The organism is Rhodococcus sp. G6(2025), from assembly GCF_058628105.1.
The window spans coordinates 2939823-2964726 of sequence record NZ_CP179750.1; the positions used below are offsets into that span (position 1 = coordinate 2939823).

Sequence of the window (24904 nt, forward strand, 5' to 3'; positions counted from 1 at the left end):
CTGGCAGAGAATCCGTCGTCATCTCACAGGAGCCCGAGTTGAGTAGTCAGCCAGGTGTGCAGTTCCTCGGTCCCCGGCAGCGTGATGCCGCATGGGACAAGCTGCAGACCGAACAGTTCGACGTCGTCGTGATCGGCGGTGGTGTGGTCGGAGCCGGTGCGGCGCTCGACGCGGCCACCCGCGGGCTGAAGGTGGCGTTGGTGGAGGCACGCGACTACGCGTCCGGGACGTCGAGTCGCTCGTCGAAGATGTTCCACGGCGGTCTGCGCTATCTCGAGCAGCTCGAGTTCGGGCTGGTCCGGGAGGCTCTTCGGGAACGTGAACTGTCGCTGACCACCCTCGCGCCGCACCTGGTGAAGCCGCTCAAGTTCCTGTTCCCGATCACCCACCGCGTGTGGGAGCGCCCCTACATGGCGGCGGGCATCTTCCTCTACGACCGCATGGGCGGCGCCAAATCGGTTCCGGCGCAGAAGCATCTGACGCGCGCGGGTGCGCTGCGGATGGCGCCGGGACTCAAGCGCAACTCGCTGACCGGCGGCATCCAGTACTACGACACCGTGGTCGACGACGCCCGCCACACCATGACCGTCGCCCGCACCGCCGCTCACTACGGCGCGGTCGTCCGCACGTCCACACAGGTGGTCGGATTCCTCCGGGAGGCGGACCGGGTCTCCGGAGTGCGCGTCCGGGACTGCGAGGACGGCCGCACCGCGGACGTGAAGGCGCACGTCGTCATCAACGCCACCGGGGTGTGGACCGACGAGATCCAGGCGTTGTCGCGGCAACGCGGCCGGTTCCGCGTCCGCGCGTCGAAGGGCGTCCACATCGTGGTGCCGCGCGATCGGATCGTGAGTGACGCCGCGATCATCCTCCGCACCGAGAAGTCGGTGCTGTTCGTGATCCCGTGGGGCAGCCACTGGATCATCGGCACCACCGACACGGACTGGAATCTCGACCTCGCGCACCCGGCGGCCACCAAGGCCGACATCGACTACATCCTCGGTCACGTCAACAAGGTGCTGGTGACGTCGCTGACCCACGACGACATCGACGGTGTGTACGCGGGTCTGCGCCCGCTGCTCGCGGGGGAGAGCGACGAGACGTCGAAACTCTCGCGGGAACACGCCGTCGCGCGCGTGGCGCCGGGTCTCGTCGCCATCGCGGGCGGCAAGTACACCACCTACCGGGTGATGGCCGAGGACGCCGTGGATCTCGCCGCCGAAGACATTCCCGCGCGGATGGCACCGTCCATCACGGAGAAGGTGCCGCTCGTCGGTGCGGACGGCTATTTCGCGCTCGTCAATCAGACCGTCCATCTCGGGGAGATGTACGGCCTGCACCCGTACCGCGTGAAGCATCTACTGGACCGGTACGGTTCGCTGATCGACGAGGTGCTCGACCAGGCGAGCGGGAAGCCGGAACTTCTCCAGCCCATTACGGACGCACCGGCCTACCTGCAGGTCGAGGTCGTGTATGCGGCGGCGGCCGAGGGCGCCCTGCATCTCGACGACATCCTCGCCCGGCGCACGCGCATCGCCATCGAGTACTCGCATCGGGGTGTGAACTGCGCCGAGCAGGTGGCGCAACTGGTGGCCCCCGTCCTCGGCTGGGACGCCGACGCCGTCGACCGTGAGGTGAAGACGTATCAGGCGCGGGTGGAGGCGGAGGTGCAGTCGCAGGCCCAGCCGGACGACCTGTCGGCCGACGCGTTGCGGGCGGCGGCGCCCGAGTCGCGGGTCGAACTGCTCGAACCACCGGTCAGTGTGTCAGAAATACCTTGATGACCACGATGATCGTCGCGATCACGGCGAGGCCGAACGCGGCGAGGTGCGTGCCGCTCGTGACTCTTTCGCGGCGGAGACGGCTGATCACGTAACTGATCGAGCCGATACGGGCGATCATCACGATCTCGGCGGTCAATTGCGCCGTTCTCGGCTCCAGCCAGCCCAGCAGGGCCGTGCCGAGGATCACGGAAGGCACCACGGCGGACGTCAGGACGGGGACACTGTCCCGGAGTTCCCGTAGGCGTTCGGTGCCGGACAGTGTTCTGCCCAGGCGGAGCGACTGGCCTACCGACTCGGCGAACACGTGGGCGAGAAACGTGGACAAGGCGGCACCGAGGACGATGGCGATGCCCAGGGTCTCCTGGGATTTGGTCACCGGGATGAGCGCGGCGAGCACCAGGATGTTGCCGTAGATGTAGGCGCTGATGCGGCTCGCCGCGTGGTCGGGCGACAGCGGTTCGTCGCCGATCAGCGGCGGGCGATTCAAGAGCCTCGGAAGGTCCCAGTCCATCCTCCGAGCATTCCACGATCTCGTTGGTCAGCGGGTGTGGACGAGCGATTTCGGGGCGTGAGTGGCGACGACTCCCGACAGAGCCATGACGACGAGGGCTGCGACAGCGATGTATTCCATGTGACCGAGCATCGTCCCGGAACCCGTGAGCGGTGTGGGCGTTGTCTGTGAGCTCCCTGGGAACTCAGACCTTCGGGCTGTAGTGCTGGGGGTCGTCGCGCCTGCCGAGCGGGGGAAGATTGCGTCGGGGTGTGTGGACGAGCGGAGCGTGCGCGGGGGCGCGTCCGGTCTCGCGGTCCCAGCCAGCGCGGGCGCGCGGGTGGTAGCGGTAGCGCCAGGGCACGAGCCGGAAGACGGCGCCCACGGCGCGGCCGGCGAGGGTGTGCAGGCGCTCGTCGCGTGTGGTCCAGCGGTAGCCGAGGAGGTCGCGGACCGGTTGGTCGTACATGCCGACCGTCAGCCACACGAAACCCTTCGCCACCGGGATGCGGAGGATCGCCCAGATCGGGTCGGGTAGCCACGACAGGAACGGGGGAACGCCGAGACCGGACAGGTCGAGGACGTCGCGGGTGGCCTTGTTGTCCTCGAGCACGTTGCGGCACATGTGATCCCAGTACTCCTGGAACGCCTCCCAGGTTTCCGGGACGGGGCGCATGCTCATTCCGTACAGGCGGTACCACTGGATGTGCTCGGTGAACAGCCGGCGCTTCTGGTCTTCGGTGAGGCCACCCATGAAGTGGTCGCCGGTGAGGATGGTGCCCATGAAGAAGGTGGCGTGCGCCCAGTAGAACGTGTCGGGGTCCAGGGCGTGGTACCTGCGGCCGTGTTTGTCGATTCCCTTGATGGTGTCGTGGTAGCCCCGCACCTGTTCCGCCGTCTGCTGGGCGCGGTCGCCGTCGAAGACGACACCGCCGATCGGGTACAGCGACCGGTAGAGCCGCTCCCAGCGCTCGTCGAAGAAACGGGAGTGTTCCTCGACGCCCGCGCCGAGTCCGGGATGCATGTTCTGCATCGACCCGGCCCAGACGCCCTGCAGCATTCCGCGCCAGTCGCCGAAATACTTCCAGGTCAACGAGTCGGGGCCGAGGGGGGCGGGAGCGGAGGCCGGGACGGGCGTACCGTCCGCATTCAAGTGACTACGCACGTTGTCAGACTAGGATCTGACAACGTGCGTAGTCAAGGATCGGAGCGAGAAGAATGACGCTGGAGGACCGGCGGGAAGTACGGCGGAATTCGCTACTCCGCGCGGGCATCGCGCTGCTCGGCGCCCCGGACGGGCCCGCGGTGAACGTGCGCGCGGTCTGCCGCGCCGCCTCGCTGACCGAACGGTACTTCTACGAGTCGTTCCAGGACCGGGACGAGTTCGTGCGCTCGGTCTACACCGCGGTGGGCGACGAGGCGCAGGCCGCCCTTGTGGAGGCCGTCGCGTCCACCGAGACCGCGCGGCAGCGCGCCGAGGCAGCCGTGGATGCATTCGTGAAACTCATGGTCGACGATCCCGCCATGGGCCGCGTGCTGCTGCTCGCACCGTTGTCCGAACCCGCGCTGAGCAGGCGCGGCATCGACCTGATGCCCGGCTTCGTCGCACTCGTGCACGACCAGCTGTCCGCCGTCGACGACGAGGTGGAGAAGCAGCTCGTCGCGGTCGGTGTGGTGGGCGCGCTCACGACGCTGTTCATCGGATATCTCGATGGAACTGTTGCCGCGTCGCGCGAGCAATTCGTCGCTCATTGCGTCACTCTGGTGGTGGAGGCAAACAAGGCCGGCCACGAGTGAGGTGCGCATGCCGTTCCAGGTATCCGTGGACGATCCGACTCGCCCGCAACCCGAGCTTCGGGTACTCGACCGCAAGTTCTTCCAACTCGTCGGCGAGTTCGTCTACGTCCACGGCGACACGGTGGTGACGGTGCCCGGCTGCGCCCCCATGCCGTGCCTTCTCCGCACGGATCTGGCATCGATCCCCGCGCCGCTGCAGGGCCTGCTCACCCCGTACGGGCGGCAACTACTTCCCGCGATCATGCACGACGACCTCTGCAAACGTGCGAGTGCACAGGGACCGGAGGGAAACACGCTGCGCCGGCGCGCGGACGAACTGTTCCGGCTCGCCCTGCTCGACGAGGGCGTCGGACCGTTCCGCAGCCGCATCTTCTGGGTCGGCGTCGAGGTCGGCCGGTTCTGGACGTTCACCGACGTCGCCCGGTTCCTCCTCATCGCGCACCAGGTACTCGGAATGTTGTGCTGGGTGGTGGGCGTGCCTTGGGCGACGGCGACCTCGCACTTCGGCCTGGCCGCGCTCTTTCTCGTGGTTCCGGTCGTGCTGTCGCTGTTGTGGCGCAGAGACTTTCCCGTCGCGCTACTCGGGTGCATCCTCCTGCCCGTCATCGCGCCGACGTATCTGCTGACGATCGCCACGGCCGCGGTGCTGTGGGTGCCGGACGGTGCCGCGTGGTTGCTCGGCCGCAGACGGACTCGCAGGCCGCCGCCGCTCGGGCCGCCGACCACGGTCCTTCGCTAGCCCACCACCGGGGGCTGGCAGTACGTGCAGAAGAAGATCTGCTGCTGACCGAGGTCGTGGCCTTCGATCACCGTCCCGCAACGGCGGCAACGTTTTCCGGCCCGCCCGTACACCCACGGCCGATGGCGGACCGAGTTGTTCTTGTCGATGTGAATCATCCGATGCGCGAGCGTGACCAGCGCGGGCAGGTCGGCCACCTCGCTCGACGGGGTGTAGGGGTGGACGCCGCGGAGGAAGCACACTTCGTTGCGGTACACGTTGCCGAGACCGGCCAGGTTGCGCTGATCGACCAGGGCGAGACCGATGGGCTGGTCGCCGGCCGCCCGGAGATTGCGGATCGCCGTGTCGGCGTCCCAGTCCGGTCCCAGCAGGTCGGGGCCGAGGTGGCCGACCGCGGACTCTTCGTCGTCACGCTCCAGGATCTCGGTGATGCCCAGCGAGAATCCGACCGCCACCCTGTCTTCGGTGGCGAGCACGATCCGGGCCTGGTGAGTGGGACGCCGCCACTTCGTGTCCGGCGCGTAGATGTGCCACGCGCCTTCCATCTTCAGATGCGTGTGGATCGAGTAGTCGCCGACCCGGATGAGGAGGTGCTTCCCGCGGCTGACCACCTCGTCGACGAGCCGGCCGGACAGGTCGACGGTGGCGTACCGGGGGACGCGCACGTCGCAGCGGGTCAGCACCTTGCCCTCGAGGGCGTCGCGAAGCGAGTTGGCGGTGCGCCAGACGGTGTCGCCTTCGGGCATCTCAGGCTCGCAACCGGAATCCGCGAGGGGTGGGCGAGAAACCGGCCTCGGTCAGGATCGGCGCGAAGTCGCTGCCGTGGATGGTGTCGCCGTCGACCTTCTCGACCACGATCTTGTCGATCCCGCCGCGCTTGACCACACCGGCGAGCGTGACCGCCGCGGTGCGGAGCACACCGGGGTCGTCGGTGAAGGTGAGGATCGTGCGCCCGCCGCGTTCGACGAACAGGATCAGTTCACCCTCCACGAGCACCACCAGGCCGCCGGCCTTGCGTCCCGGCCGGTGCGCGGGCGCATCGTCGCCGCGTTTCGGCCAGGGGAGAGCCGCGCCGTACGGGTTGGCGGGATCGCTGGCGGCGAGAGTCACGGCGGGCAGGGTGGTGTGCCTGCCCTCGAGCGAGTCGCCGTAGCTGCGGAGTCGGTCCACCACGGGCGGAGTGGAGAACTGTGCACCGCCGAGCGACTCGACGAAATGTCCGCGCCGGCAGCGGCCGTTGTCCTCGAACGTTCCCAGGACCTTGTACATCAGCGCGAATCCGCCGGGCACGTTCTCGGTCATCACGGACCCACGCGTCACCACCCCGTACCGCTCCAGCAGCAGTTCGGCGGTGGCGCTGGCACGCAGCGTGGCATCGGATTCGGCGGCGGGGAGTATCGACCACCGTCCCCCGACCGTGGGCGGTGCGGTGCGCACCGGAACCGTAAGGCTGCGGTACGCGCGGGCCCGCGGGGGTCGTCGCGGCGACCGGTGGCTCGTGGTGGTCCTGGACGTGTCCGACAGCAGGGCGCGGACCGGGGCGAGCGTGTCGTTTCCGATGTGGCCCAGCCACACCAGATCCCACAACGCCGTGGCCAGTGCGGTGTCGTCGGACATCTCGAGGGTGTCCGCGAGTTGCCGGAAGAAGTACGCGCCGCCGCCGGACAGCGTGTCGAGCACCCGGCGCTGGATATCGGACAGGTCCGACTCCGCGGGCGTGGTCAGTGTGAGCGGCGCGGTGTCGGCGGGGTGGAGGCACACCCACCCGTCCTTCCCGGAGATGCTGCCCGCGCCCGACCACAGCACCTCGCCCGTGGAGGTGAGTTCGTCCAGCATGGCGGGGGAGTAGTCGGCCACCCGGGACGGCAGGATCAGTGACTCGAGTGCCGAGGCGGGCACCGGAACACCGGCGAGCTGTTCCACCACGGTCGCGACGCCGTCGATGCCGCGCAACGTGCCCCCCACATGCTGCCAGCCCGGGAGGAAGCGGCCGAGCGTCGCGGTGCTGACCGGTTCGACCTCCTGACGCGCCGCGGCCAGCGAGCGCCTGCGGAGACGCCGCAGAACCTCGGCGTCGCACCATTCGCTCCCCGTCGCGCCGGGACGGAACTCGCCCTCGACCACCCGCTTGCCCTGCGCGAGCCGCTGCAGCACGTCGCGGGCCACCGCGGAACCGAGCCCGAATCGGGCGGCGGCGTCGGTGATCGTGAACGGACCGTGGGTGCGGGCGTACCGGCTGATCAGGTCGGCCAGCGGATCGTCGACGGGTTCGATGAACGCGGCGGGAACACCGATGGGCAGCGGCACCCCGAGCCCGTCGCGCAGGCGCGCCGCATCCTCGATGGCCGTCCACCATTCGCGACCGGCGAAGGAGACGGCGAGCGCCCGCCTCGCGCGGACGAGTTCGTCGAGCCAGGGGATGGGATCGCTGGTCGACCGTGCGGCGACCTCCTCGGAGGTGAGCGGACCCAGGAGGCGCAGCAGGTCGGCGACGCCCTCGAGATCCTTCGCCTTGCGGTCGGGAAGCAGACGTTGGAGTTCGAGTTCGGCGTGGGCGATGACGTCGGCGTCGAGCAGTTCGCGCAGTTCCACCCTGCCGAGCAGTTCAGCCAGCAGCGTCGAATCCAGGGACAGGGCCGCCGCCCGGCGTTCGGCGAGCGGGCTGTCGCCCTCGTACATGAACTCGCCGACGTAGTTGAACAGCAGCGCGCCGGCGAACGGTGACGGCGACTGCGTCTCCACCTCGACGATGCGGATCTGGCGACGCGCCAGCCGGCGGAGCAGGTCCTTCAGGGCCGGTAGGTCGTACACGTCCTGCAGGCACTCGCGGACGGTCTCGAGCAGAATAGGGAACGTCGGATACTTGCGCGCCACGTCGAGAAGCTGGGCGGACCGCTGCCGCTGCTGCCAGAGCGGTGCACGCTTTCCCGGTGTGCGGCGCGGCAGCAGCAGCGCCCGGGCCGCGCACTCACGGAACCGGGACGCGAACAGCGCCGACCCGCCGACCTGTTCGGTGACGATGTCCTCGATCTCGTCGGTGTCGAAAGCGAAGAGGTCGGCGCCCGGCGGGGTGTCCTCGGTGTCGGGAAGACGCACGATGATGCCGTCATCGGACGCCGTCGCGTTCGAGTCGAGGCCGTACCGCTCGCTCAGCCGCGCACTCACGGCCAGCGCCCACGGTGCGTGAACGCGCTGGCCGTACGGCGAGTGCAGGATCAGGCGCCAGTCGCCGAGCTCGTCACGGAATCGTTCGACCACCAGGGTGCGGTCGGTGGGGACCTGCCCGGTGGCGGTCTTCTGCTCGGCGACGAGCTGAACGAGATTGTTCGTGGCGTTGTCGTCGAGCCCGCCGGTGCGGCAGCGTTCCTGCACCTCGGTCTCGTGCCCGAGTGAGATCTCCCGCAGGAATTGTCCCAGCGCCTCGCCCAGTTCCGCCGGCCTGCCGAGGCCGTCTCCGTGCCAGAACGGCAGCCGTCCCGGCTGCCCGTAGGCGGGGCTGACCAGCACCCGGTCGAACGTGATCTCCTCGATCCGCCAGCTGGTGGCCCCGAGTGCGAAGACGTCGCCGACCCGCGATTCGTACACCATCTCCTCGTCGAGTTCGCCGACGCGAGATGCCTTCTCGCCGACCATGTAGACCGTGAACAGACCGCGGTCGGGGATGGCGCCGCCGGACGTGACCGCCAGCCGCTGCGCGCCGGGGCGTCCCGTGAGTGTGTTGGCCTCGCGGTCCCAGACGAGGCGGGGCCTGAGCTCGGCGAACTCGTCGGACGGGTAGAGGCCCGCGAGAAGGTCGAGGGTGGACTCGTACGCCGAGCGCGGCAGCGTCGCGAAGGAACCGCTGCGCCGGACCGTCTCGAACCAGTCGTCCACGTCGAGCGGTTCGAGTGCGGTGGCCGCCACCGTGTGCTGGGCGAGGATGTCGAGCGGGTTGGCGGGGACGGCGAGCGCCTCGATCTTCCCGGTGACCATGCGCTCGACGGTGACGGCACAGTGCACGAGGTCGGTGCGGTGCTTCGGGAACACGACACCCCGGGAGATCTCCCCGACCTGGTGTCCGGCGCGGCCGACCCGTTGCAGGCCGTTCGCCACCGACGGTGGTGCCTCGACCTGGATCACCAGATCGACCGCGCCCATGTCGATTCCGAGTTCGAGGCTGCTCGTCGCGACCACGCATCGCAGTCGCCCCGACTTCAGGTCGTCCTCGATGAGGGCCCGCTGGTCCTTGCTGACCGATCCGTGGTGGGCGCGGGCGAGCAGGGGGTCCGCGCCGAAATTGACCTCGGACGGCGTGCCGATCTGCGAGGCCGGTTTCGGGTTCTTGTCGACGGCGGTCCCGGCGCGTTCGGCGTAGATCTCGTTGAGCCGCGCGGTCAGGCGCTCGGCGAGGCGCCGCGAGTTGGCGAACACGATGGACGACCGGTGCGCGAGGACGAGGTCGACGATCTGTTCCTCGACGTGCGGCCAGATCGACCCCGCCTGCGGGGTCGCCGACGCGGAACCCTCGGCGGGTTCGGCGAGGCCGAGTTCGGTCATGTCCTCGACCGGCACCTGCACGGTGAGGTCGAACGTCTTCGGCGACGGCGGTGCGACGATCCGGATGGGCGCCGAACCGGACAGGAACCGGCCGACCTCCTCGTGCGGGCGCACCGTCGCAGACAGCCCGATGCGCTGCGCCGGGGTGGCGAGAAGCTGGTCGAGGCGTTCGAGCGACAGGGCCAGGTGGGCGCCGCGCTTGGTGCCGGCCACCGCGTGCACCTCGTCGACGATGACCGTGTCGACCTGGGTCAGCGTCTCACGCGCGGCGGATGTGAGCATGAGGAACAGCGACTCGGGGGTGGTGATGAGGATGTCGGGCGGATTCTTGATCAGAGCGCGCCGGTCGCCTGCCGGTGTGTCGCCGGAGCGGACCCCCACCGAGATCTCCGGCGGCGAGAGCCCGAGCCGCTTGGCCGTCTGCGTGATCCCGACGAGCGGGGCGCGCAGGTTGCGTTCGACGTCGACACCCAGGGCCTTGAGTGGGGAAATGTAGAGGACCCTGGTCTTGCGGTCCGTTACGTCGGTGGCGGCGAGTTGGTCGAGGGACCACAGGAACGCGGACAGCGTCTTGCCCGAACCGGTCGGGGCCACGACGAGCGTGTGCGCGCGGCTGGCGATCGACTCCCACGCACCGAGCTGCGCGGCCGTCGGCGCCGGGAAGGCGCCGTCGAACCACTCGCGGGTGGCAGCGGAAAACCTGCCCAGGACGTCGGTCACCGTTCCATAGTGCACCGGGGGTACGACAGGCAGCGGGAACATACCGTGCGGTCTCTGGAATCCGTCCGGTCTGGGATGTTCACCCCCGACGTGGCACGGGCGCTGCGTCGGGACTCGCGTCGTTTCTGCTCTCGGTCGGCGCCGGAATGCCGACGACGGTCCCCTCGATGCTCAGTGGTGAGATTCCGCGGAGGCACTGTCCGGCGCGCGGCGCGCGGCCGTACTCGCCGACAAGGCCGTGCAATCGACGGGCGAGCTCATGCAAGGAAGTTCGCGTTCTCCGCCGGATCGTCGCACGAACGCGGGCAGACGACTACAGGCTCCCGCGCAAGCGCCTCGTCGGCACTGCGATCCGCTTCGTGCGCCTCGATCGGCGAACTTGTCGGTGGGGCGCAGTATTATTCGCACATGAGTGGCCGTCCTGACCCTTTGGTGGGCGATTAACGTTGCGGAAGAGGTGGGCACGCCCCTCCTCGTGTAAGTGTCGCCATCGCAATCAAGGCCTCTGGGCTGTGAAATCCGTAGGATCGCTTCGTCAGCGACCGCAGGTGGGTGTTGTTGGCCTCGACGCGGGCATTGGACAGGTCGTATTCGATTGCGTTGAGGATCTCGCGCCGATAGCGAGCGATGCTCTTAGCCAGGCCTACAAGTTCCGGGATCCCACTATCCTGGGCCATCTGCACCCACACTCGCAGTCGTACCGAGGCCCTCTTCTTCGATCCGGAATAGACATGTTGCAGTTGCTCTTTCAGGACATATCCTCGACACAGTTCGCTGTTTCTATCCTCGAGGATCTTTGCTCGGACTGATATCTGCGCGGGGGTGAGATTCTCGACGTTCTTCAACAATGCCCACCGCAGGTGCCGTCGATCCCGGTCGGTGAACCCCCACAACCGCGACAACACACGCGACCGCAGCCGGTCCAGAGCCCGCGTCATCCACTGAATCACATGAAACGGATCCATACACCGCTTCACCTGCGGCGCCCTACTGCGCACGGTCGAGGCGATCCACTTCGCAGCATCAGCACTGATATGCGTCAGACGAGCTGTGCGTTCTTCACCCAACTCGTCGAAGAATCGATTCAAGGTGCTCTCGTTGTGCCCTTCGGCCGCCCATACGAGTCGGCCTGTGTCATGATCGACCACCACGGTGAGGTATCGGTGACCTTTCCGGTAGGCGATTTCGTCGATCCCCAAGCGCCGCAGCCCTTGGAGCCGATCAGTACGTCCGACAGCGTCGCCGACGACGCGGGTGACGATCCTGGTCACAGATCGCCACGCCACTCGGGCGTACTCGCACACCGACGTAGCTGGACTGTGCGCGGCCAACCACGCCACGTTGTCGTCGAATGCCCTGGTCATGTTCGCAGCCGGCCGTGCCCACGGCACCATCTCGGTCACCACGCCGTGCTCGGGGCATCGAATTCTCGACACCGAAGCTTGTACGAAGCACCGCGTGCCGCCCATATCCAGATGACGCCACTGTCGAGGTCGATTCGGGCGATCGTATCCGGGACAGCGCTGTTCACAATGCGGACAGCGGGATCGCACCGAGGCGTGCGGCTCGAGGGTCACCAGGATCACCGGCCCTCGTTCGTCGTCCGTGAATTCGATACCGATTATCCGGGCCTTGTCGATTCCTAGCAGTTTCTGCAGTATTCTGGCAGCGCGCAACGCCTTCTCCCTTAGGTCTTGTCTTCGCAAACCAAAACCTATGCGAGGGAGGGCGTTGCGTCTATCAGGCTCGCGGAGATCACCCATCAAAAGGTCAGAAGAGCCACATGAGTTCGACCGGGGGGTTGGCGGCAGATCAGGTGATGGAACACCTGACTGCGTTGGACGATGCCGTGTCAGGCCTGCTCGACGCAGACCTCAATGCTGTGTCGGATGCTGATGTGGTGCTGATCATGCAGCAGCTCGAGAAGTCCCTCCGCCGCGCCGGTGCAGTCTCGCTGCGGCTGATCGTCGAGAGTGCCGAACGCTCGTTACCCGCGACGCTCGGTTGCAACTCACTGAACAAGCTCCTGGTCGAGGTGCTGCGCGTGTCGGCGGCAGACGCGTCGGCACGGGTAGCGGCCGCCCGCCACCTCGGTCTGTTTCATACAACTTCGGGCGAGCAGATGGAGGCAGCGCTGCCGGAAACCGCATCCGCGCAACGGGATGGCGACATCGGTGCCGACCATGCACGCGTAATCCGGAAAATCATGCGAAAGATCCCGCATGCGGTCACCAACGCCGACGTCGCATTGGCTGAGTCGATCCTGGCGCAGTGTGCGAGAGGAGGTACGCCCGAAGATGTCGAGAGTGCCGGCCACCGCCTCCTCGCTCATCTCGATCCCGACGGAAACCTGGGTGACGATCGTGATCGCTCTCGGCGGCGCGGTGTTTCGTTGGGCCGTCAAGATTCCGAACTGATGTCGAAGATCTCCGGTGAGCTCGACCCCACAGCGCGCGCTCTGCTCGACCCGGTTCTCGCGAAATGGGCTCGCCCCGGCATGAACAACCCGGACGACCCGGAGTCACCGTCCGGCGACGCCGAGAATCCGTCGATCGACCGTGAAGCACTGGTAGCGGCAGCGGCGCGTGACACTCGCACTGCTGCTCAGAGAAACCATGACGCCCTCAGCGCGATATTCCGGGTCATGCTGGAATCCGGGATCTTGGGCCGGCATCGGGGTCTGCCCGTCACGGTGATCATCACAATGACCCTCGACCAACTCGAGAAGGCGGCGGGCGGCGTGACCACCACGGCCACCGGCGGACTCCTTCCCCTCGACGACGCGCTGAAGCTCGCCGAGCGCGCCCACCCGGTGCTCGTTCTGTTCGACCACGACGGCCGGCCCCTGCATCTGGGACGGCGCCGACGAGTGGCAAGCGCGGATCAACGCCTCGCTCTCATCGCCGCCGAAGGCGGGTGCACACGACCTGGTTGCGCGGCCCCGGCCAGCATGTGCGCGGTGCACCACGTGCAGGAGTGGCGCAACGGCGGATACACCGCCATCGACTCACTGACGCTCGCGTGCGATGCCTGCCACGCCCAGGTCCACGACGGGCCTACAGGCTGGGCGACCACCAGCGCGCCAGCCGGTGACACGTATGCGGGGCGCACCGAATGGATTCCACCACCGCACATCGACCCGGACAGAAACCCACGAATCAATCACCGACATCACGCCGGTGAGCTGATCGCTCGCGCTCGCCGGAAAGCCCGTGACCGGGCACGAGCCGAGGACGGTGTGCCCTCACCGTGCGCCGCCCCTCACACTGTCGTGAGTTCCGGCGTCGCCGGAACGAACGACGGCGACGGCAACTCGACGGTGGCGGGCTCGTGCTCGGAGACCACCACGTAGGCGCCCACAGCGAGTAGCGCCAGAGCAACTGCGCGGATCATCCTGAACACGTTGTCTCGCTTCGGTCGAAGGGGCGATGCGGCACGGGTGGAGCCGTCAGACCGTAGACGAGGGCACCGACAGCTACGGTGGAGGGAGGAGTATTCGGAGCACGCCGCGATCGTCTGGTCACGCGACGCCGACGTCGACCTCTTCGGCGACCGCGAACTCGACGCCGGTGCACAGGATCCCGGGCCCGGAGCCCCGACGATCCGCATCGTGTCGTACTCGCTGTTCGGTGACCTGCGGGTCCGCACCCGCTAGTCGCGGCCGAGGCGCTCCAGCAACGCCGACTTGATCGCCGGACGTCCCGCCGCGACGAGCGTGAAGGTGGCTTCACGCATCAGACGTTCGGCGGTGTTCCCGGCGAGCAGTGACGAGCTGCCCTTCGCTGTGACGAGGGCGGTGGCGGTGCGGATGGCGAGTTCCGAAGCGCGGGCCCGTGCTTCGGCGATCTCCGCCCGGCCTTCGAGGGCGGCGTTGAGGTCGAGTCGTGCCCGGGCGGCCTGCTCTTCGAACGGGTCGGCGTCGACGCCGAGAGCCTCCAGTTCGCTGATCGCCCGCCGGGTGATCCCCATAGCCATGCACCCGTTGATCCACGACCCGAACAGCTGGCTTTTCGCGAAATCCTCGGGGGAGACGACGGCACTCACCAGATCGCGCGGCACGGCGAGCCCGTCGAATTTCAACCGGACCGTGTTGGACCCGCGGGCCGCGATCAGCGGGAGTTCCTCGGCGGTGAGTCCCCGAAGTGGTTGTGCGGGAATGATGACGTGCACGATGGAGTCGTCGAATTCGTCGCGCGCCGACACCTGAAGCAGATCGACGATGCCCCAGCCGGTGACGAACGGCGACACCCCGTCGAGCACGTAGCCGTCGTCGACGCTGCGTGCCCACAGCGTGGGCGGGACGGGAATCGCGCCGGCCAGGGCGACACCGGCCCGCACGGTGCCGTCGACGAGTCCGTCGAGATAGCGATCCTGCAGGGCAGTGTTCGGGGACGCGGCGAGACCGGCGACGACGCCGTGATGCTGCATCCACGTGAACGCCGTCGCGAGGCAACCACCGCACAACGTCTCCATCACGTCGACCAGCACCGACGGTGTCACACCTTCTTCGCCCGGTGCCGCGAGTCCGTAGAAGCCGTCGGCGGCGAGAGTCTCGAAGTGACTGTCGGGAATCTCGCCGTCGGCATCGACGCTGTCGGCCACCGGGAACAACACGTTCTCGGCAATCTCACGCGCCATCTCGGTCCAGTTGCTCACGCCCCGAGAGTAGCCGGTCGACGCCGCCGATCAGGTGAACTCCACCCCCTGCGCGAGCGGGAGTCGATCGGAGTAGTTGACGGTGTTCGTCGCGCGACGCATGTACGCCTTCCATGCGTCGGATCCGGACTCGCGTCCGCCGCCCGTCTCCTTCTCGCCGCCGAACGCCCCGCCGATCTCCGCACCCGACGTGCCGATGTTGACGTTCGCGATGCCGCAGTCGGAACCGTCTGCCGCAAGGAATCTCTCGGCCTCCCGCTGATCGGTGGTGAAGATCGACGACGAGAGGCCTTGGGGCACTTCGTTGTGCAACGCGATCGCCTGATCGAAGTCGTCGTAGGTGAGGACGTAGAGGATCGGTGCGAACGTTTCCTCCTGCACCACCGACGTCTGCGCGGGCATCCGGACGAGGGCGGGCGAGACGTAGTAGGCGGAGTCGCTACCTCCGCTGCGTTCGCCGCCGCAGACGACGGTCCCGCCGTCGGCGCGGGCCTTGTCCAACGCGGTCTGCATGGCCTCGAACGCGGAGCCGTTCACCAGCGGACCGACGAGGACGCCGTCGTCGAACGGATTCCCGACCTTCAACTGGCCGTACGCCGAAGAGATGCGCTGCACCAGTTCGTCGGCGACGGACGAGTGCACGATCAGCCGGCGCAGTGACGTGCAGCGCTGGCCCGCGGTGCCCGCGGCGGAGAAGACGATTCCCCGCACGGCAAGGTCGAGATCGGCGGACGGGGCCACCACCGCTGCGTTGTTGCCGCCCAGTTCGAGCAGGCATTTGCCGAACCGCGCGGCGACGCGCGGACCCACGGCGCGACCCATCCGCACCGACCCGGTGGCGCTGACCAGAGCCACGCGTGCGTCGTCGACGAGACGCTCACCGACGTCCCCCGCGCCCTGGACCAGGGCATGGATCCCCGCGGGTGCACCGACGTCGCGGGCGGCGCGCGCCAGCAGTGCATCGCAGGCGATTGCGGTGAGCGGAGTCCGGTCCGACGGCTTCCACACCACCGTGTCGCCGCAGACCAGCGCGACGGCGGTGTTCCACGACCACACGGCCACGGGGAAGTTGAACGCGGAGATCACCCCGACGACTCCCAGCGGGTGCCACGTCTCCATCAGCCGGTGTCCCGGACGTTCCGACGCCATCGTCCTGCCGTACAACTGGCGTGACAGACCGACCGCGAATTCGCAGATGTCGATCATCTCCTGCACTTCGCCCTGCGCCTCGGACGGAATCTTGCCCGCCTCGAGGGTGACGAGTTCCGCCAGATCCGTCTTGTGTTCCGTGAGAAGCTGACCCAGGCGACGCACCACCGCGCCGCGCTGGGGTGCGGGGACGGTACGCCACTCGAGAAAGGCCTCGTGCGCCGCGGTGATCGCCCGGTCCACGTCGTCCGCGCTGCTCGCGGTCACCGTGCGCAGTTCGGTCCCGGTGATCGGGGTGCGCGCGACGAGCGGTCCACCGGCGTCGGTGATCTCGGCGCCGCACCGGATCAGTGCTTCCTCGGCGCGTCGGCACAACTCCTCGGGGGCGGGAAGGTTCACGATGCTGTCCTCTCTCGGATTCGATCCTGCTGCTGTCGGTGGAGCGTGAACGGGTCGTGCACGGGCCGGCCGAGTGTCTCGGCGAGCCGCGGTCGGTGGGTGAAGTACGCCGGCGCCCTCGTCTCGCGTTCGGCTTCCGCGCCCGGGCAACGCGGGCGCGGAGCTCTGACGTTTCGACCATGAGGCACCTCCGCTGGGCTAGCCTGCGCTGGTGGTGGATTCTTTTCGTAGCGACGCACCCCATACTCCTCTCGACGACATCGATCGGGTACTGATGCAGGAGTTGGTGGCCGACGGCCGGGCGACTCTGGCGACACTCGCCGAGAAGGCGGGGCTGTCGATCTCCGCCGTGCAGTCCAGGGTGCGCAGGCTCGAGGCCCGCAAAGTGATCCGCGGGTATACCGCGAAGATCGATCCGGATGCGCTCGGGCACGGTCTGTCCGCATTCGTCGCGATCACCCCTCTCGATCCGTCCCAGCCCGACGATGCCCCCGCCCGGTTGCGGAACCTCCCCGCGATCGAAGCGTGTCACTCGGTCGCGGGGGAGGAGAGCTACGTGCTGCTGGTGCGCGTCGCCTCCCCGCGGGAGCTGGAACACCTGCTGCAGGAGATCCGTGCCACCGCCAACGTACACACGCGCAGCACCATCATCTTGCAAACATTTTACGACAGGTGAGCTCTGTTCCGGATATGTTGCTGAATCGTCGCCGGTTCACAGGAATTTTGACGTAATCTCTCGGTATGAGCACAGCGATTCGATTTACCGGAGATGGGGGCGAGCTGCCGGCGAGCCAGGTGCACGACGTGCTGCGCGAGCGCATTCTGGTCGACGGTTTCGACCTGGTGCTCGACCTGGAACGCTCACGCGGTACGCATCTCGTCGACCAGCGGGACGGCACCAGCTATCTGGACATGTTCGGATTCTTCGCCTCGTCGGCGCTGGGGATGAACCATCCGGCGCTGGCCGAGGACGACGCCTTTCGCCGGGAACTGGCAGCGGCGGCGATCAACAAACCGAGCAACTCCGACATCTATACCGTCCCGATGGCACGGTTCGTCGAGACGTTCGCCCGGGTGCTGGGCGATCCCGCACTGCCGCATCTCTTCTTCATCGACGGTGGCGCACTCGCCGTCGAGAACGCTCTGAAGGTGGCGTTCGACTGGAAGAGCAGGCTCAACGAGAGCCGAGGCCTCGACCCGGCGCTCGGCACGAAGGTGCTCCATCTGACCGAGGCGTTCCACGGGCGCAGTGGATACACCATGTCGCTGACCAACACCGAGCCCGGCAAGGTGGCGCGGTACCCCAAGTTCGACTGGCCGCGCATCGACTCCCCATACCTCGCGGACGGGCGGGACGTCGTGGAAGCCGAGCGCCACGCGCTGGACCAGGCGCGGCACGCGTTCGCCGAGAACCCCTCGGACGTGGTGTGTTTCATCGCCGAACCGATCCAGGGTGAGGGCGGCGACCACCACTTCCGCCCGGAGTTCTTCCAGGCGATGGAGGCGCTCTGCCGGGAGAACGACGCCCTCTTCGTATTCGACGAGGTGCAGACCGGGTGCGGTCTCACCGGCACCGCCTGGGCGTACCAGCAGTTGGGAGTGCACCCGGACGTCGTCGCGTTCGGCAAGAAGACTCAGGTCTGCGGCATCATGGCCGGCGGCCGGGTGGACGACATCCCCGACAACGTGTTCGCCGTGAGCTCCCGGATCAACTCCACCTGGGGTGGCAACCTCACCGACATGGTGCGGTCCCGCCGGATCCTCGAGATCGTAGAGGAGGACAGGCTCGTCGACCGAGCCCGGATGACCGGGGCGCATCTCCTCGAACGACTGCGGGAACTCGCACGCGCGAACGCCGAGGTGACCGAGCCGCGGGGACGCGGCCTCATGTGCGCCATCACGCTCTCCACCCCGCAGCGGCGGGACCGCGTCGTCGCCGACCTCCGGGACCGGGAGCGGGTGCTGATCCTGCCGACCGGCAAGCGCGGGATCAGGTTCCGCCCACCTCTGACGGTGACGACCGCCGAACTCGACGCCGCCGTGGATGCACTGGCCCGAGTGCTGGGCGGTACCGTCGACGCATGACGCCGATACCGCTCACGTCCGTGCCCAATCTGCGAGACGTCGGTGGCTACCGAACCCGGGGCGGCGCGAAAGTACGCACCGGCGTGTACTTCCGTTCGACCGATCTCAGCCGGGTCACGGACACGGACATGCCGCTGCTCGACGGCCTCGGGATCCGGACGGTGTACGACCTGCGCACCGCGGACGAGCGTGACGCGGCACCCGACACACTCCCGGACGGGGCCCGCGCCGTCGCGTTGGACGTCCTGGCCGACAAGGGGATCCGGTCGATTCCCGCGCAGATGCTCCAGGTGATCGCCGACCCGATGATCGCCGAACGGGAACTCGGCGGCGGGCGCGCGATCGAATACTTCGAGGGCAGCTACCGCGACTTCGTCGTGATGCCGAGCGCGGTCTCCTCGTTCCGGGAGTTGTTCGGCGGCCTGGCCTCGAACGACAACACGCCTGCCCTCGTGCACTGCACCACCGGCAAGGACCGGACAGGATGGGCCACGGCGGCACTGCTGCTGCTCCTCGGAGTCAGCGAGGAAGACGTGTTCCACGACTACCTGCTGACCAACGAACTCCTGCTTCCGTCGTTCGCGGGCGTGTTCGAGAAGTTCGTCGACGCGGGTGGAGATCCGGCGTTGCTCGAGCCCGTGCTCGGAGTCCGCGAGCAGTATCTGGAGGTGTCCCTGGCCGTCATGGGGGAGCAGTACGGGACCGTCGAGCGGTACTTCTCCGACGGACTCGGCCTCGACGCCGGGGTTCAGACCCTGCTGCGGGAGCGCATGATCGCGGACTGAGCGGACAAGCCGAGCGCCACACCGACCATGTCGGCGCAGAGATCCCAGACCGATCCGTGCCGGCCGATCGGAAGCACGCCCTGCAGAATCTCGGTGATCACCGCGAACGCCGCGAGCCAGAGCACGGTGATCGGTGGCGTCAGGAGCGCATACCGGGAGGCGGCCGCCAGCGCCGCGAACAGCACGGCGTGCACCACCTTGTCGGCATGCTCGGGACCCGACGGCGTCGCGGACGCAGGGGACAACAGCATGACCAGTGCCAGCACGGTGAGGGCTGCCACCGGAACGGATCGCATACTCACCGCTGGACCGTCAACCCCAACGCGCCCTCCGCAAACCGTTGCACCGCATCCGATCCGCTCGCGAGCGCGTCCTCGTGGCCGGTCCTCGCCCAGCCGGTGAGGGTCGCGGAGTCCCCGGACGGAGTGAGCCCCACCTCGGCGAGCAGTTCGCCGGTGTTGGGCTGGCAGATCGCCCACGAATAGTGCTCGTCGCTCAGCCACTGCGCGGTGCGGCGGGCGACGTACTCGGGTTCGGCGATTCCACCGTCCGCGAGCGCCGGACGATCGTCGACCCGTTCGTCCGCCCGCAGCGCGCGCAGGTACCAGCCACCCGCATTGACCTCGACAGGTTCCACGTCAGCGGTCCCGGTCTCGGCGGCGATCCCGGCCGTGGCGGTCGTCGCGGGTGCCGAACAGGATGGCGCCGGCGGCAGGGATCATCAGGAAGAACAGCCAGCTGTTGTCGACAGGAACGACGAAGAACAGCACGAGAGCGACGAGCGGGATCACCGACATCACGATGCGACGCCAGTTCTGGTCGTTGTCGGCACCGGCCGATTCGGCTTTGGCGGGCGTGCCGACCGCGGTCGCGGGGAGGTCGGTGAACACTCGATCGAGCTCGCCGCGGGTGGTGGCATTCGTGACCGCGAGACTGCGCTCGTCGAATTCGGGGACCGTCAGACGGCCCGCCGCGAAATGTTCGCTCAACACGTTCAGGGCCTGCTCGCGTTCGGCAGTGCCGATGCGGATCTCGGGAACGTCAGACATGCGTACAGACTACTGTGAGTCCTTCTCGACCCCGGGGGCCGAGAAGGACTCACGAGTGGTGCAGGCGCCTATTTCAGTTCGGCGAGGACGGTGCCCTGGGTGATGGCGGCGCCGGGTTCGACGGCGAGGCCGGTGACGACGCCGGCCTTGTGGGCGTTGACGGGGTTTTCCATCTTCATGGCCTCGAGGACGGCGATGAGGTCGCCCTCGGCGACTTGTTGGCCTTCTTCGACGGCGACCTTGACGACGGTGCCCTGCATGGGGGCGGTGACGGCGTCACCGGAGGCGGCGCCGCCGTGGGCGCCGCCGCGGGTGCGGGCCTTGGGCTTCTTGCGGACCGCCCCGGCCGTGGCACCGGCGCCGGTGCCGAGGGTGAATTGTCCGGGCAGGGACACCTCGACGCGGCGGCCGCCGACCTCGACGACGACGTTCTGCCGGGGCCCGGTCTCGTCCTCGTCGATCGGCTGGGTGCCGGTGAACGGTTCGATCTGGTTGTCCCATTCGGTTTCGATCCACTTGGTGTAGACGTCGAATGAGGTGCCGTCGCCGATGAAGGCGGGGTCGGAGACGATGGCCCGGTGGAACGGGATGACCGTGGCCAGGCCTTCGACCTGGAATTCGGCGAGGGCGCGGCGGGCGCGGGCCAGGGCCTCGTCGCGGGTGGCGCCGGTGACGATGAGTTTGGCGAGCATGGAGTCGAACTGGCCGCCGATCACCGAGCCGGTTTCGACGCCGGAGTCCATCCGGACGCCGGGGCCGGTGGGGGGCACGAACTTGGTGACCGGGCCGGGGGCGGGCAGGAAGCCGCGGCCGGCGTCCTCGCCGTTGATGCGGAATTCGAAGGCGTGGCCGCGGGGGGTGGGGTCCTCGGTGAGGTCGAGGTGTTCGCCGTTGGCGATCTTGAACTGTTGCAGGACCAGGTCGATGCCGGCGGTTTCCTCGGTGACGGGGTGTTCGACCTGCAGGCGGGTGTTGACCTCGAGGAAGGAGACGGTGTCGCCCTGGACGAGGTATTCGACGGTGCCGGCGCCGTAGTAGCCGGCCTCTTTGCAGATGGCCTTGGCGGAGGTGTGGATGCGGTGGCGTTGGTCGTCGGTGAGGAACGGGGCGGGGGCCTCCTCGACGAGTTTCTGGAAGCGGCGTTGCAGGGAGCAGTCGCGGGTGCCGGCGACGATGACGTTGCCGTGCTGGTCGGCGATGACCTGGGCTTCGACGTGGCGGGCCTTGTCCAGATACTGTTCGACGAAGCATTCGCCGCGGCCGAACGCGGCGACGGCCTCGCGGGTGGCGGAGTCGAACAGTTCGGGGATTTCCTCGATGGTGTGGGCGACCTTCATGCCGCGCCCGCCGCCGCCGAACGCGGCCTTGATGGCGACGGGGACCCCGTATTCCTTGGCGAAGGCGACGACCTCGTCGGCGTTTTTGACGGGGTCCTTGGTGCCGGCGGCCATCGGGGCCTTGGCTTTTTCGGCGATGTGGCGGGCGGTGACCTTGTCGCCGAGGTCGCGGATCGATTGCGGGGAGGGGCCGATCCAGATCAGGCCGGCGTCGATCACGGCCTGCGCGAAGTCGGCGTTTTCGGAGAGGAAGCCGTAGCCGGGGTGGATGGCGTCGGCGCCGGACTTGGCGGCGGCGTCCAAAATTTTGTCGAACACCAGGTAGGACTCGGCGGAGGTCTGCCCGCCGAGGGCGAATGCTTCGTCGGCCAGGCGCACGAACGGGGCGTCGGCGTCGGGTTCGGCGTAGACGGCGACGCTGGCCAGGCCGGCATCGGCTGCGGCCCGGATCACCCGCACTGCAATCTCACCGCGGTTCGCGACGAGCACCTTCGTGATGTGCGCGCTGGCATGACTGGGCACTGAGCCTCCTGTGGTTCGCATGGTCTGTCTCCGCGGTGGCTCCCGTGGGTGTCACCAGCGGTCGTTTACGGCATCACTTCGGAGTCTAGGCACCGAACCGATTCGTGTTGTCACCGGACCGAAATTTCCGGTCAGGGCTGTCCGACGCTTCGCAGCCCTACCGATGGGTAGCTGGTTGAAACCTGTTCCAGTTGCCGGCGGAGGCTCCCGACCCACGTGTGGACGCTCGCGGCAGCGATGTCGTTGCCCGGATATCGGACCGCCAGATTGACGCCTCGGGGGGTGCGATTGATCCACGCGTACACGTCGTGGGTGTACTGCCTGCTCCGCAGGGCCCGGGCGTTGCGCTCGTGCCAGCGGCCCGCTTCGGGCACGAACCGGACGTCCATGTAGGAGACGACGAAGCGCGGCCGGATGGGGATGTCGAGTTCCTTCTCGATCCGGTCGAACGGGACCACCGAGATCGGCTTCGTCCGGGCCACGCTCTCGGCGGCCTCGCGGGCGACGGCGGCGAAGTCGTCCGACGTCACCTCGAAGTCGATCGGGCTCAGACCCACGAACCATCCCAGCGCGGAGGCCCACTGCGGGGAATGCCGGGTGTGGACCGGAGTGACCGTCCGAAAGCGTTGATGCCCCGCCACTTCCGACCCGGCCATCCCCAGGCACGCGAGCAGGCCGGGGAAGAACCCCACCTCTGCTTCGCGGCACGCCGAGTTGAACGCCGCAGCCTGGTCGGCATCGAGAATCCAGGCAGACAGGTTCTGCTGGGCGTACGAGGTGCGCGGGCCGACCTCGAGCGGGAACTCGGGGAGGCCCGGTCCCTCGAGGGCCGACCGCCACACGTCGAGCGCCTCCCGTTTGACCTCGGCGTCGGTGGAGCTCTCACGCTCCTCACGGCCGAAGTCGATGTAGCTGCCGACGGGGAACAGGTTGGCCGTGCGGCCGGACAGTGCCTCCTCGTACAGGGCGGTCAACTCGTGGGCGACGAGCACGATGGAGAACCCGTCGATGATCGAGTGGTCTGCCGCGAAGAACACCGTGAATCGATCGCGTTGGACGGTTTCGAGCGTCGCGAAGACGTACGACGGCCAACTGTGCGGCGAGGCGTACTCGTCGAACAGTTGCTGCAGGTGCGCGAAGTTGTCGCCGCCGGCGGCGTCGTACCCGTGGCTGACGACCCCGACGTGCAGCCCGCCCTGCGGCACGGTGCGCCGACGTACGCGCTCGGTCTCCGCGTCGAACGCCGTGTGGGAGCGCAGCACCTCGTGACGATCGGTCCACTTCTCCAGCGCCGACCGGAAAGCGGTGACGTTCAGTGTGCCGTGGATCTCGAATGCGGTGCCCAGCCAGGATTCGCGACCACCGGAGTCGGAGCACCGGCGCAGGTGCGCCTCGTGGATGTACGAGGCCGGGCGGGGGTCGTCCACCCATTCCGAGCGGGCGCACGGTAACCATTCGGTGAGCGCGCCCACCGGAACGGGGTAGTCGGCAAGTTCGGTGAATTCCATCAGTGTGTGTTCAGATCCTGCCTAGCCGCGAAGATGCCGCTTGATTCGCGCGAGCATCGCGGACATGCCGCGCAGTCGCAGGGGACTGACGGCGTCGGCGAGCCCGAGCGCGGAATAGAAATCGTCCGGAACGCCGAGGATGGTGGCGGCACTGTGCCCGTCGAGGCCCTGGTGCAGGATCGACGCGAAACCCCGCGTCGTCGGCGCTTCCGCGGGCGCGCTGAAATGCAGCCGCACGTGTTCCGGATCGGAGTCGTCGACCGACAGGAACAGCGGAGACTGGCACTCGGGCACCGGTTCCATCGCGTCCTGCTCGAGTTCGGCAGGCAGAGGCGCCAGTTCGCGGCTGAACTCGAGCAGCAACTGCAGCTTGTCCGAGCCGTCGACGGCAGCGAAGTCGTCGACGATCTCGGCAAGCGAATCGGGTAGTTCGGTCATGACGATGCGCCGGGCACGTCTCCCGGCTCTTCACCCCTGACGATCGGAACGCGAACCATGTTGCCCCACTCCGTCCACGAACCGTCGTAGTTGCGGACGCTGGGGTAACCGAGCAGGTGGGTGAGGACGAACCAGGTGTGGCTGGAGCGCTCACCGATGCGGCAGTACGCCACGATGTCGTCGTCGGCGGACACACCGCCGTAGATCTCGTTCAGTTCACCGCGCGAGCGGAAACGGCTGTCGGGGGCTGCGGCCTTGGCCCACGGAATGCTCAGCGCGCTCGGGATGTGGCCGCCGCGCAGCGCGCCCTCTTCGGGGTAGTCGGGCATGTGGGTGCGTTCGCCGGTGTACTCCTGGGGCGACCGCACGTCGATCAGCGGACCCTTGCCGAGGTGATCGAGGACGTCGTCCTTGAACGCGCGGATCGGGGCGTCGTTGCGCTCGACCACCGGGTAGTCGGTGGGGGAGGTCTCGGGGACGTCGAACGCGGTGTCCCGGTTCTCGGCGATCCACGCGTCGCGGCCGCCGTCGAGGAGGCGGACGTCCTCGTGTCCGAACAGCGTGAACACCCAGAGGGCGTACGCCGCCCACCAGTTGCTCTTGTCGCCGTAGATCACGACGGTGTCGTCGCGGCTGATGCCCTTGCGGCTCATCAGGTCGGCGAACTGCTCGCCGTCGATGTAGTCACGGGTCACCGGATCGTTGAGATCGAGGTGCCAGTCGACCTTGACGGCGCCGGGGATGTGGCCGACGTCGTAGAGGAGCACGTCTTCGTCCGACTCCACCACCTTGAGGCCGGGTGTGCCCAGTTTCGCGGACAGCCACTCCGTCGACACGAGCCGACCGGGATTGGCGTACTCGGCGAAGGACTGGGTGGGATCTGGCGCTACGGGCACGGGTGGGCTCCTGG

22 protein-coding genes are annotated in these 24904 nt (G+C 67.9%); 8 read left to right on the forward strand and 14 right to left on the reverse strand.

Annotation, left to right across the window (positions count from 1 at the left end):
* Positions 1 to 38 precede the first annotated feature (38 nt).
* Complete coding sequence (gene glpD / locus ACLIVD_RS13325; protein WP_280782712.1) at positions 39 to 1781, forward strand: glycerol-3-phosphate dehydrogenase; 1743 nt, start codon at positions 39 to 41, stop codon at positions 1779 to 1781.
* Here the strand turns inward: glpD and ACLIVD_RS13330 are convergent.
* Positions 1759 to 2295, reverse strand: coding sequence for a hypothetical protein (locus ACLIVD_RS13330; RefSeq protein WP_283353420.1), 537 nt, complete (start codon positions 2293 to 2295; stop codon positions 1759 to 1761). The genes glpD and ACLIVD_RS13330 overlap by 23 nt on opposite strands.
* A 184-nt stretch (positions 2296 to 2479) precedes the next feature.
* Positions 2480 to 3439 carry an oxygenase MpaB family protein gene (locus tag ACLIVD_RS13335; protein WP_491932570.1) on the reverse strand — a complete coding sequence of 320 codons (960 nt, stop codon included), beginning with the start codon at positions 3437 to 3439 and terminating at the stop codon, positions 2480 to 2482.
* A gap of 53 nt (positions 3440 to 3492) precedes the next feature.
* Here ACLIVD_RS13335 and ACLIVD_RS13340 point away from each other — a divergent pair, with 53 nt between their 5' ends.
* Positions 3493 to 4071, forward strand: coding sequence for a TetR/AcrR family transcriptional regulator (locus ACLIVD_RS13340; RefSeq protein WP_477955834.1), 579 nt, complete (start codon positions 3493 to 3495; stop codon positions 4069 to 4071).
* 7 nt (positions 4072 to 4078) lie between these two features.
* The gene (locus ACLIVD_RS13345; RefSeq protein ID WP_280782716.1) at positions 4079 to 4810 is read left to right on the forward strand and encodes a DUF1353 domain-containing protein; all 732 of its coding nucleotides are present in this window, start codon (positions 4079 to 4081) and stop codon (positions 4808 to 4810) included.
* Here ACLIVD_RS13345 and ACLIVD_RS13350 read toward each other — a convergent pair.
* The 3 genes from ACLIVD_RS13350 to ACLIVD_RS13360 all read right to left on the reverse strand — a co-directional run bounded on the left by ACLIVD_RS13350 (position 4807) and on the right by ACLIVD_RS13360 (position 11742).
* Entirely contained in the window at positions 4807 to 5556 is a 750-nt protein-coding gene (locus ACLIVD_RS13350; RefSeq protein ID WP_283333046.1) for a DNA-formamidopyrimidine glycosylase family protein, read from the reverse strand. The genes ACLIVD_RS13345 and ACLIVD_RS13350 overlap by 4 nt on opposite strands.
* 1 nt (position 5557) lies before the next feature.
* On the reverse strand, positions 5558 to 10108 hold the full coding sequence (locus ACLIVD_RS13355; protein ID WP_491932571.1) for an ATP-dependent helicase: 4551 nt from the start codon (positions 10106 to 10108) through the stop codon (positions 5558 to 5560).
* Positions 10109 to 10506: 398 nt separating this feature from the next.
* Positions 10507 to 11742, reverse strand: a complete 1236-nt coding sequence (locus ACLIVD_RS13360) for an ISL3 family transposase (RefSeq protein ID WP_491930712.1) — start codon at positions 11740 to 11742, stop codon at positions 10507 to 10509.
* Between the two features lie 107 nt (positions 11743 to 11849).
* Here ACLIVD_RS13360 and ACLIVD_RS13365 point away from each other — a divergent pair, with 107 nt between their 5' ends.
* The gene (locus ACLIVD_RS13365) at positions 11850 to 13418 is read left to right on the forward strand and encodes an HNH endonuclease signature motif containing protein (RefSeq protein ID WP_491932572.1); all 1569 of its coding nucleotides are present in this window, start codon (positions 11850 to 11852) and stop codon (positions 13416 to 13418) included.
* A gap of 87 nt (positions 13419 to 13505) precedes the next feature.
* Positions 13506 to 13721, forward strand: a complete 216-nt coding sequence (locus ACLIVD_RS13370; RefSeq protein WP_491932573.1) for a hypothetical protein — start codon at positions 13506 to 13508, stop codon at positions 13719 to 13721.
* On the opposite strand, the gene ACLIVD_RS13375 is transcribed toward ACLIVD_RS13370, so the two are convergent.
* A complete protein-coding gene (locus ACLIVD_RS13375) occupies positions 13718 to 14722 on the reverse strand; it encodes an acyl-CoA dehydrogenase family protein (protein ID WP_280782722.1) in 1005 nt (334 codons plus the stop codon). The genes ACLIVD_RS13370 and ACLIVD_RS13375 overlap by 4 nt on opposite strands.
* Positions 14723 to 14752: 30 nt before the next feature.
* Positions 14753 to 16270: an L-piperidine-6-carboxylate dehydrogenase gene (gene amaB / locus ACLIVD_RS13380; RefSeq protein ID WP_280782723.1), complete on the reverse strand. Its 1518-nt coding sequence runs from the start codon at positions 16268 to 16270 to the stop codon at positions 14753 to 14755.
* A 211-nt stretch (positions 16271 to 16481) separates the two neighbouring features.
* Between amaB and ACLIVD_RS13385 the strand changes: the two genes are divergently transcribed.
* The 3 genes from ACLIVD_RS13385 to ACLIVD_RS13395 all read left to right on the forward strand — a co-directional run bounded on the left by ACLIVD_RS13385 (position 16482) and on the right by ACLIVD_RS13395 (position 19140).
* Positions 16482 to 16946, forward strand: a complete 465-nt coding sequence (locus tag ACLIVD_RS13385) for an Lrp/AsnC family transcriptional regulator (protein WP_011598229.1) — start codon at positions 16482 to 16484, stop codon at positions 16944 to 16946.
* A gap of 65 nt (positions 16947 to 17011) precedes the next feature.
* Positions 17012 to 18355, forward strand: coding sequence for an L-lysine 6-transaminase (lat, locus tag ACLIVD_RS13390; protein WP_491932574.1), 1344 nt, complete (start codon positions 17012 to 17014; stop codon positions 18353 to 18355).
* Positions 18352 to 19140 (forward strand): tyrosine-protein phosphatase, encoded by a 789-nt coding sequence (locus tag ACLIVD_RS13395; RefSeq protein ID WP_491932575.1) that lies wholly within the window; start codon positions 18352 to 18354, stop codon positions 19138 to 19140. Before lat ends, ACLIVD_RS13395 begins: the two co-directional genes overlap by 4 nt.
* On the opposite strand, the gene ACLIVD_RS13400 is transcribed toward ACLIVD_RS13395, so the two are convergent.
* From ACLIVD_RS13400 to ACLIVD_RS13430, 7 genes are all read right to left on the reverse strand, one after another.
* Positions 19104 to 19436 carry a VanZ family protein gene (locus ACLIVD_RS13400; RefSeq protein WP_491932874.1) on the reverse strand — a complete coding sequence of 111 codons (333 nt, stop codon included), beginning with the start codon at positions 19434 to 19436 and terminating at the stop codon, positions 19104 to 19106. The genes ACLIVD_RS13395 and ACLIVD_RS13400 overlap by 37 nt on opposite strands.
* Positions 19437 to 19438: 2 nt before the next feature.
* Positions 19439 to 19777: a hypothetical protein gene (locus ACLIVD_RS13405; protein ID WP_105424002.1), complete on the reverse strand. Its 339-nt coding sequence runs from the start codon at positions 19775 to 19777 to the stop codon at positions 19439 to 19441.
* 1 nt (position 19778) lies between these two features.
* Positions 19779 to 20189 carry a DUF1707 SHOCT-like domain-containing protein gene (locus ACLIVD_RS13410; RefSeq protein WP_105424003.1) on the reverse strand — a complete coding sequence of 137 codons (411 nt, stop codon included), beginning with the start codon at positions 20187 to 20189 and terminating at the stop codon, positions 19779 to 19781.
* A 68-nt stretch (positions 20190 to 20257) separates the two neighbouring features.
* Positions 20258 to 22048 (reverse strand): acetyl/propionyl/methylcrotonyl-CoA carboxylase subunit alpha, encoded by a 1791-nt coding sequence (locus ACLIVD_RS13415; RefSeq protein WP_491932576.1) that lies wholly within the window; start codon positions 22046 to 22048, stop codon positions 20258 to 20260.
* Positions 22049 to 22179: 131 nt separating this feature from the next.
* Complete coding sequence (locus ACLIVD_RS13420) at positions 22180 to 23556, reverse strand: condensation domain-containing protein (RefSeq protein WP_283335192.1); 1377 nt, start codon at positions 23554 to 23556, stop codon at positions 22180 to 22182.
* 21 nt (positions 23557 to 23577) lie between these two features.
* A complete protein-coding gene (locus tag ACLIVD_RS13425) occupies positions 23578 to 23994 on the reverse strand; it encodes a SufE family protein (RefSeq protein WP_009479492.1) in 417 nt (138 codons plus the stop codon).
* Complete coding sequence (locus tag ACLIVD_RS13430; protein WP_283353774.1) at positions 23991 to 24890, reverse strand: sulfurtransferase; 900 nt, start codon at positions 24888 to 24890, stop codon at positions 23991 to 23993. Before ACLIVD_RS13430 ends, ACLIVD_RS13425 begins: the two co-directional genes overlap by 4 nt.
* Between the last annotated feature and the right edge of the window lie 14 nt (positions 24891 to 24904).

What these genes read in the sequence shown, in the direction of transcription:
- ACLIVD_RS13410 (WP_105424003.1), bottom strand. Translation starts at nt 20,189, where the DNA reads ATGTCTGACGTTCCCGAGATCCGCATCGGCACTGCCGAACGCGAGCAG.
- ACLIVD_RS13420 (WP_283335192.1), bottom strand. Translation starts at nt 23,556, where the DNA reads ATGGAATTCACCGAACTTGCCGACTACCCCGTTCCGGTGGGCGCGCTC.
- ACLIVD_RS13330 (WP_283353420.1), bottom strand. Translation starts at nt 2,295, where the DNA reads ATGGACTGGGACCTTCCGAGGCTCTTGAATCGCCCGCCGCTGATCGGC.
- ACLIVD_RS13365 (WP_491932572.1), top strand. Translation starts at nt 11,850, where the DNA reads ATGAGTTCGACCGGGGGGTTGGCGGCAGATCAGGTGATGGAACACCTG.
- ACLIVD_RS13345 (WP_280782716.1), top strand. Translation starts at nt 4,079, where the DNA reads ATGCCGTTCCAGGTATCCGTGGACGATCCGACTCGCCCGCAACCCGAG.
- ACLIVD_RS13350 (WP_283333046.1), bottom strand. Translation starts at nt 5,556, where the DNA reads ATGCCCGAAGGCGACACCGTCTGGCGCACCGCCAACTCGCTTCGCGAC.
- ACLIVD_RS13340 (WP_477955834.1), top strand. Translation starts at nt 3,493, where the DNA reads ATGACGCTGGAGGACCGGCGGGAAGTACGGCGGAATTCGCTACTCCGC.
- ACLIVD_RS13355 (WP_491932571.1), bottom strand. Translation starts at nt 10,108, where the DNA reads ATGTTCCCGCTGCCTGTCGTACCCCCGGTGCACTATGGAACGGTGACC.
- ACLIVD_RS13425 (WP_009479492.1), bottom strand. Translation starts at nt 23,994, where the DNA reads ATGACCGAACTACCCGATTCGCTTGCCGAGATCGTCGACGACTTCGCT.
- ACLIVD_RS13395 (WP_491932575.1), top strand. Translation starts at nt 18,352, where the DNA reads ATGACGCCGATACCGCTCACGTCCGTGCCCAATCTGCGAGACGTCGGT.
- ACLIVD_RS13400 (WP_491932874.1), bottom strand. Translation starts at nt 19,436, where the DNA reads ATGCGATCCGTTCCGGTGGCAGCCCTCACCGTGCTGGCACTGGTCATG.
- lat (WP_491932574.1), top strand. Translation starts at nt 17,012, where the DNA reads ATGAGCACAGCGATTCGATTTACCGGAGATGGGGGCGAGCTGCCGGCG.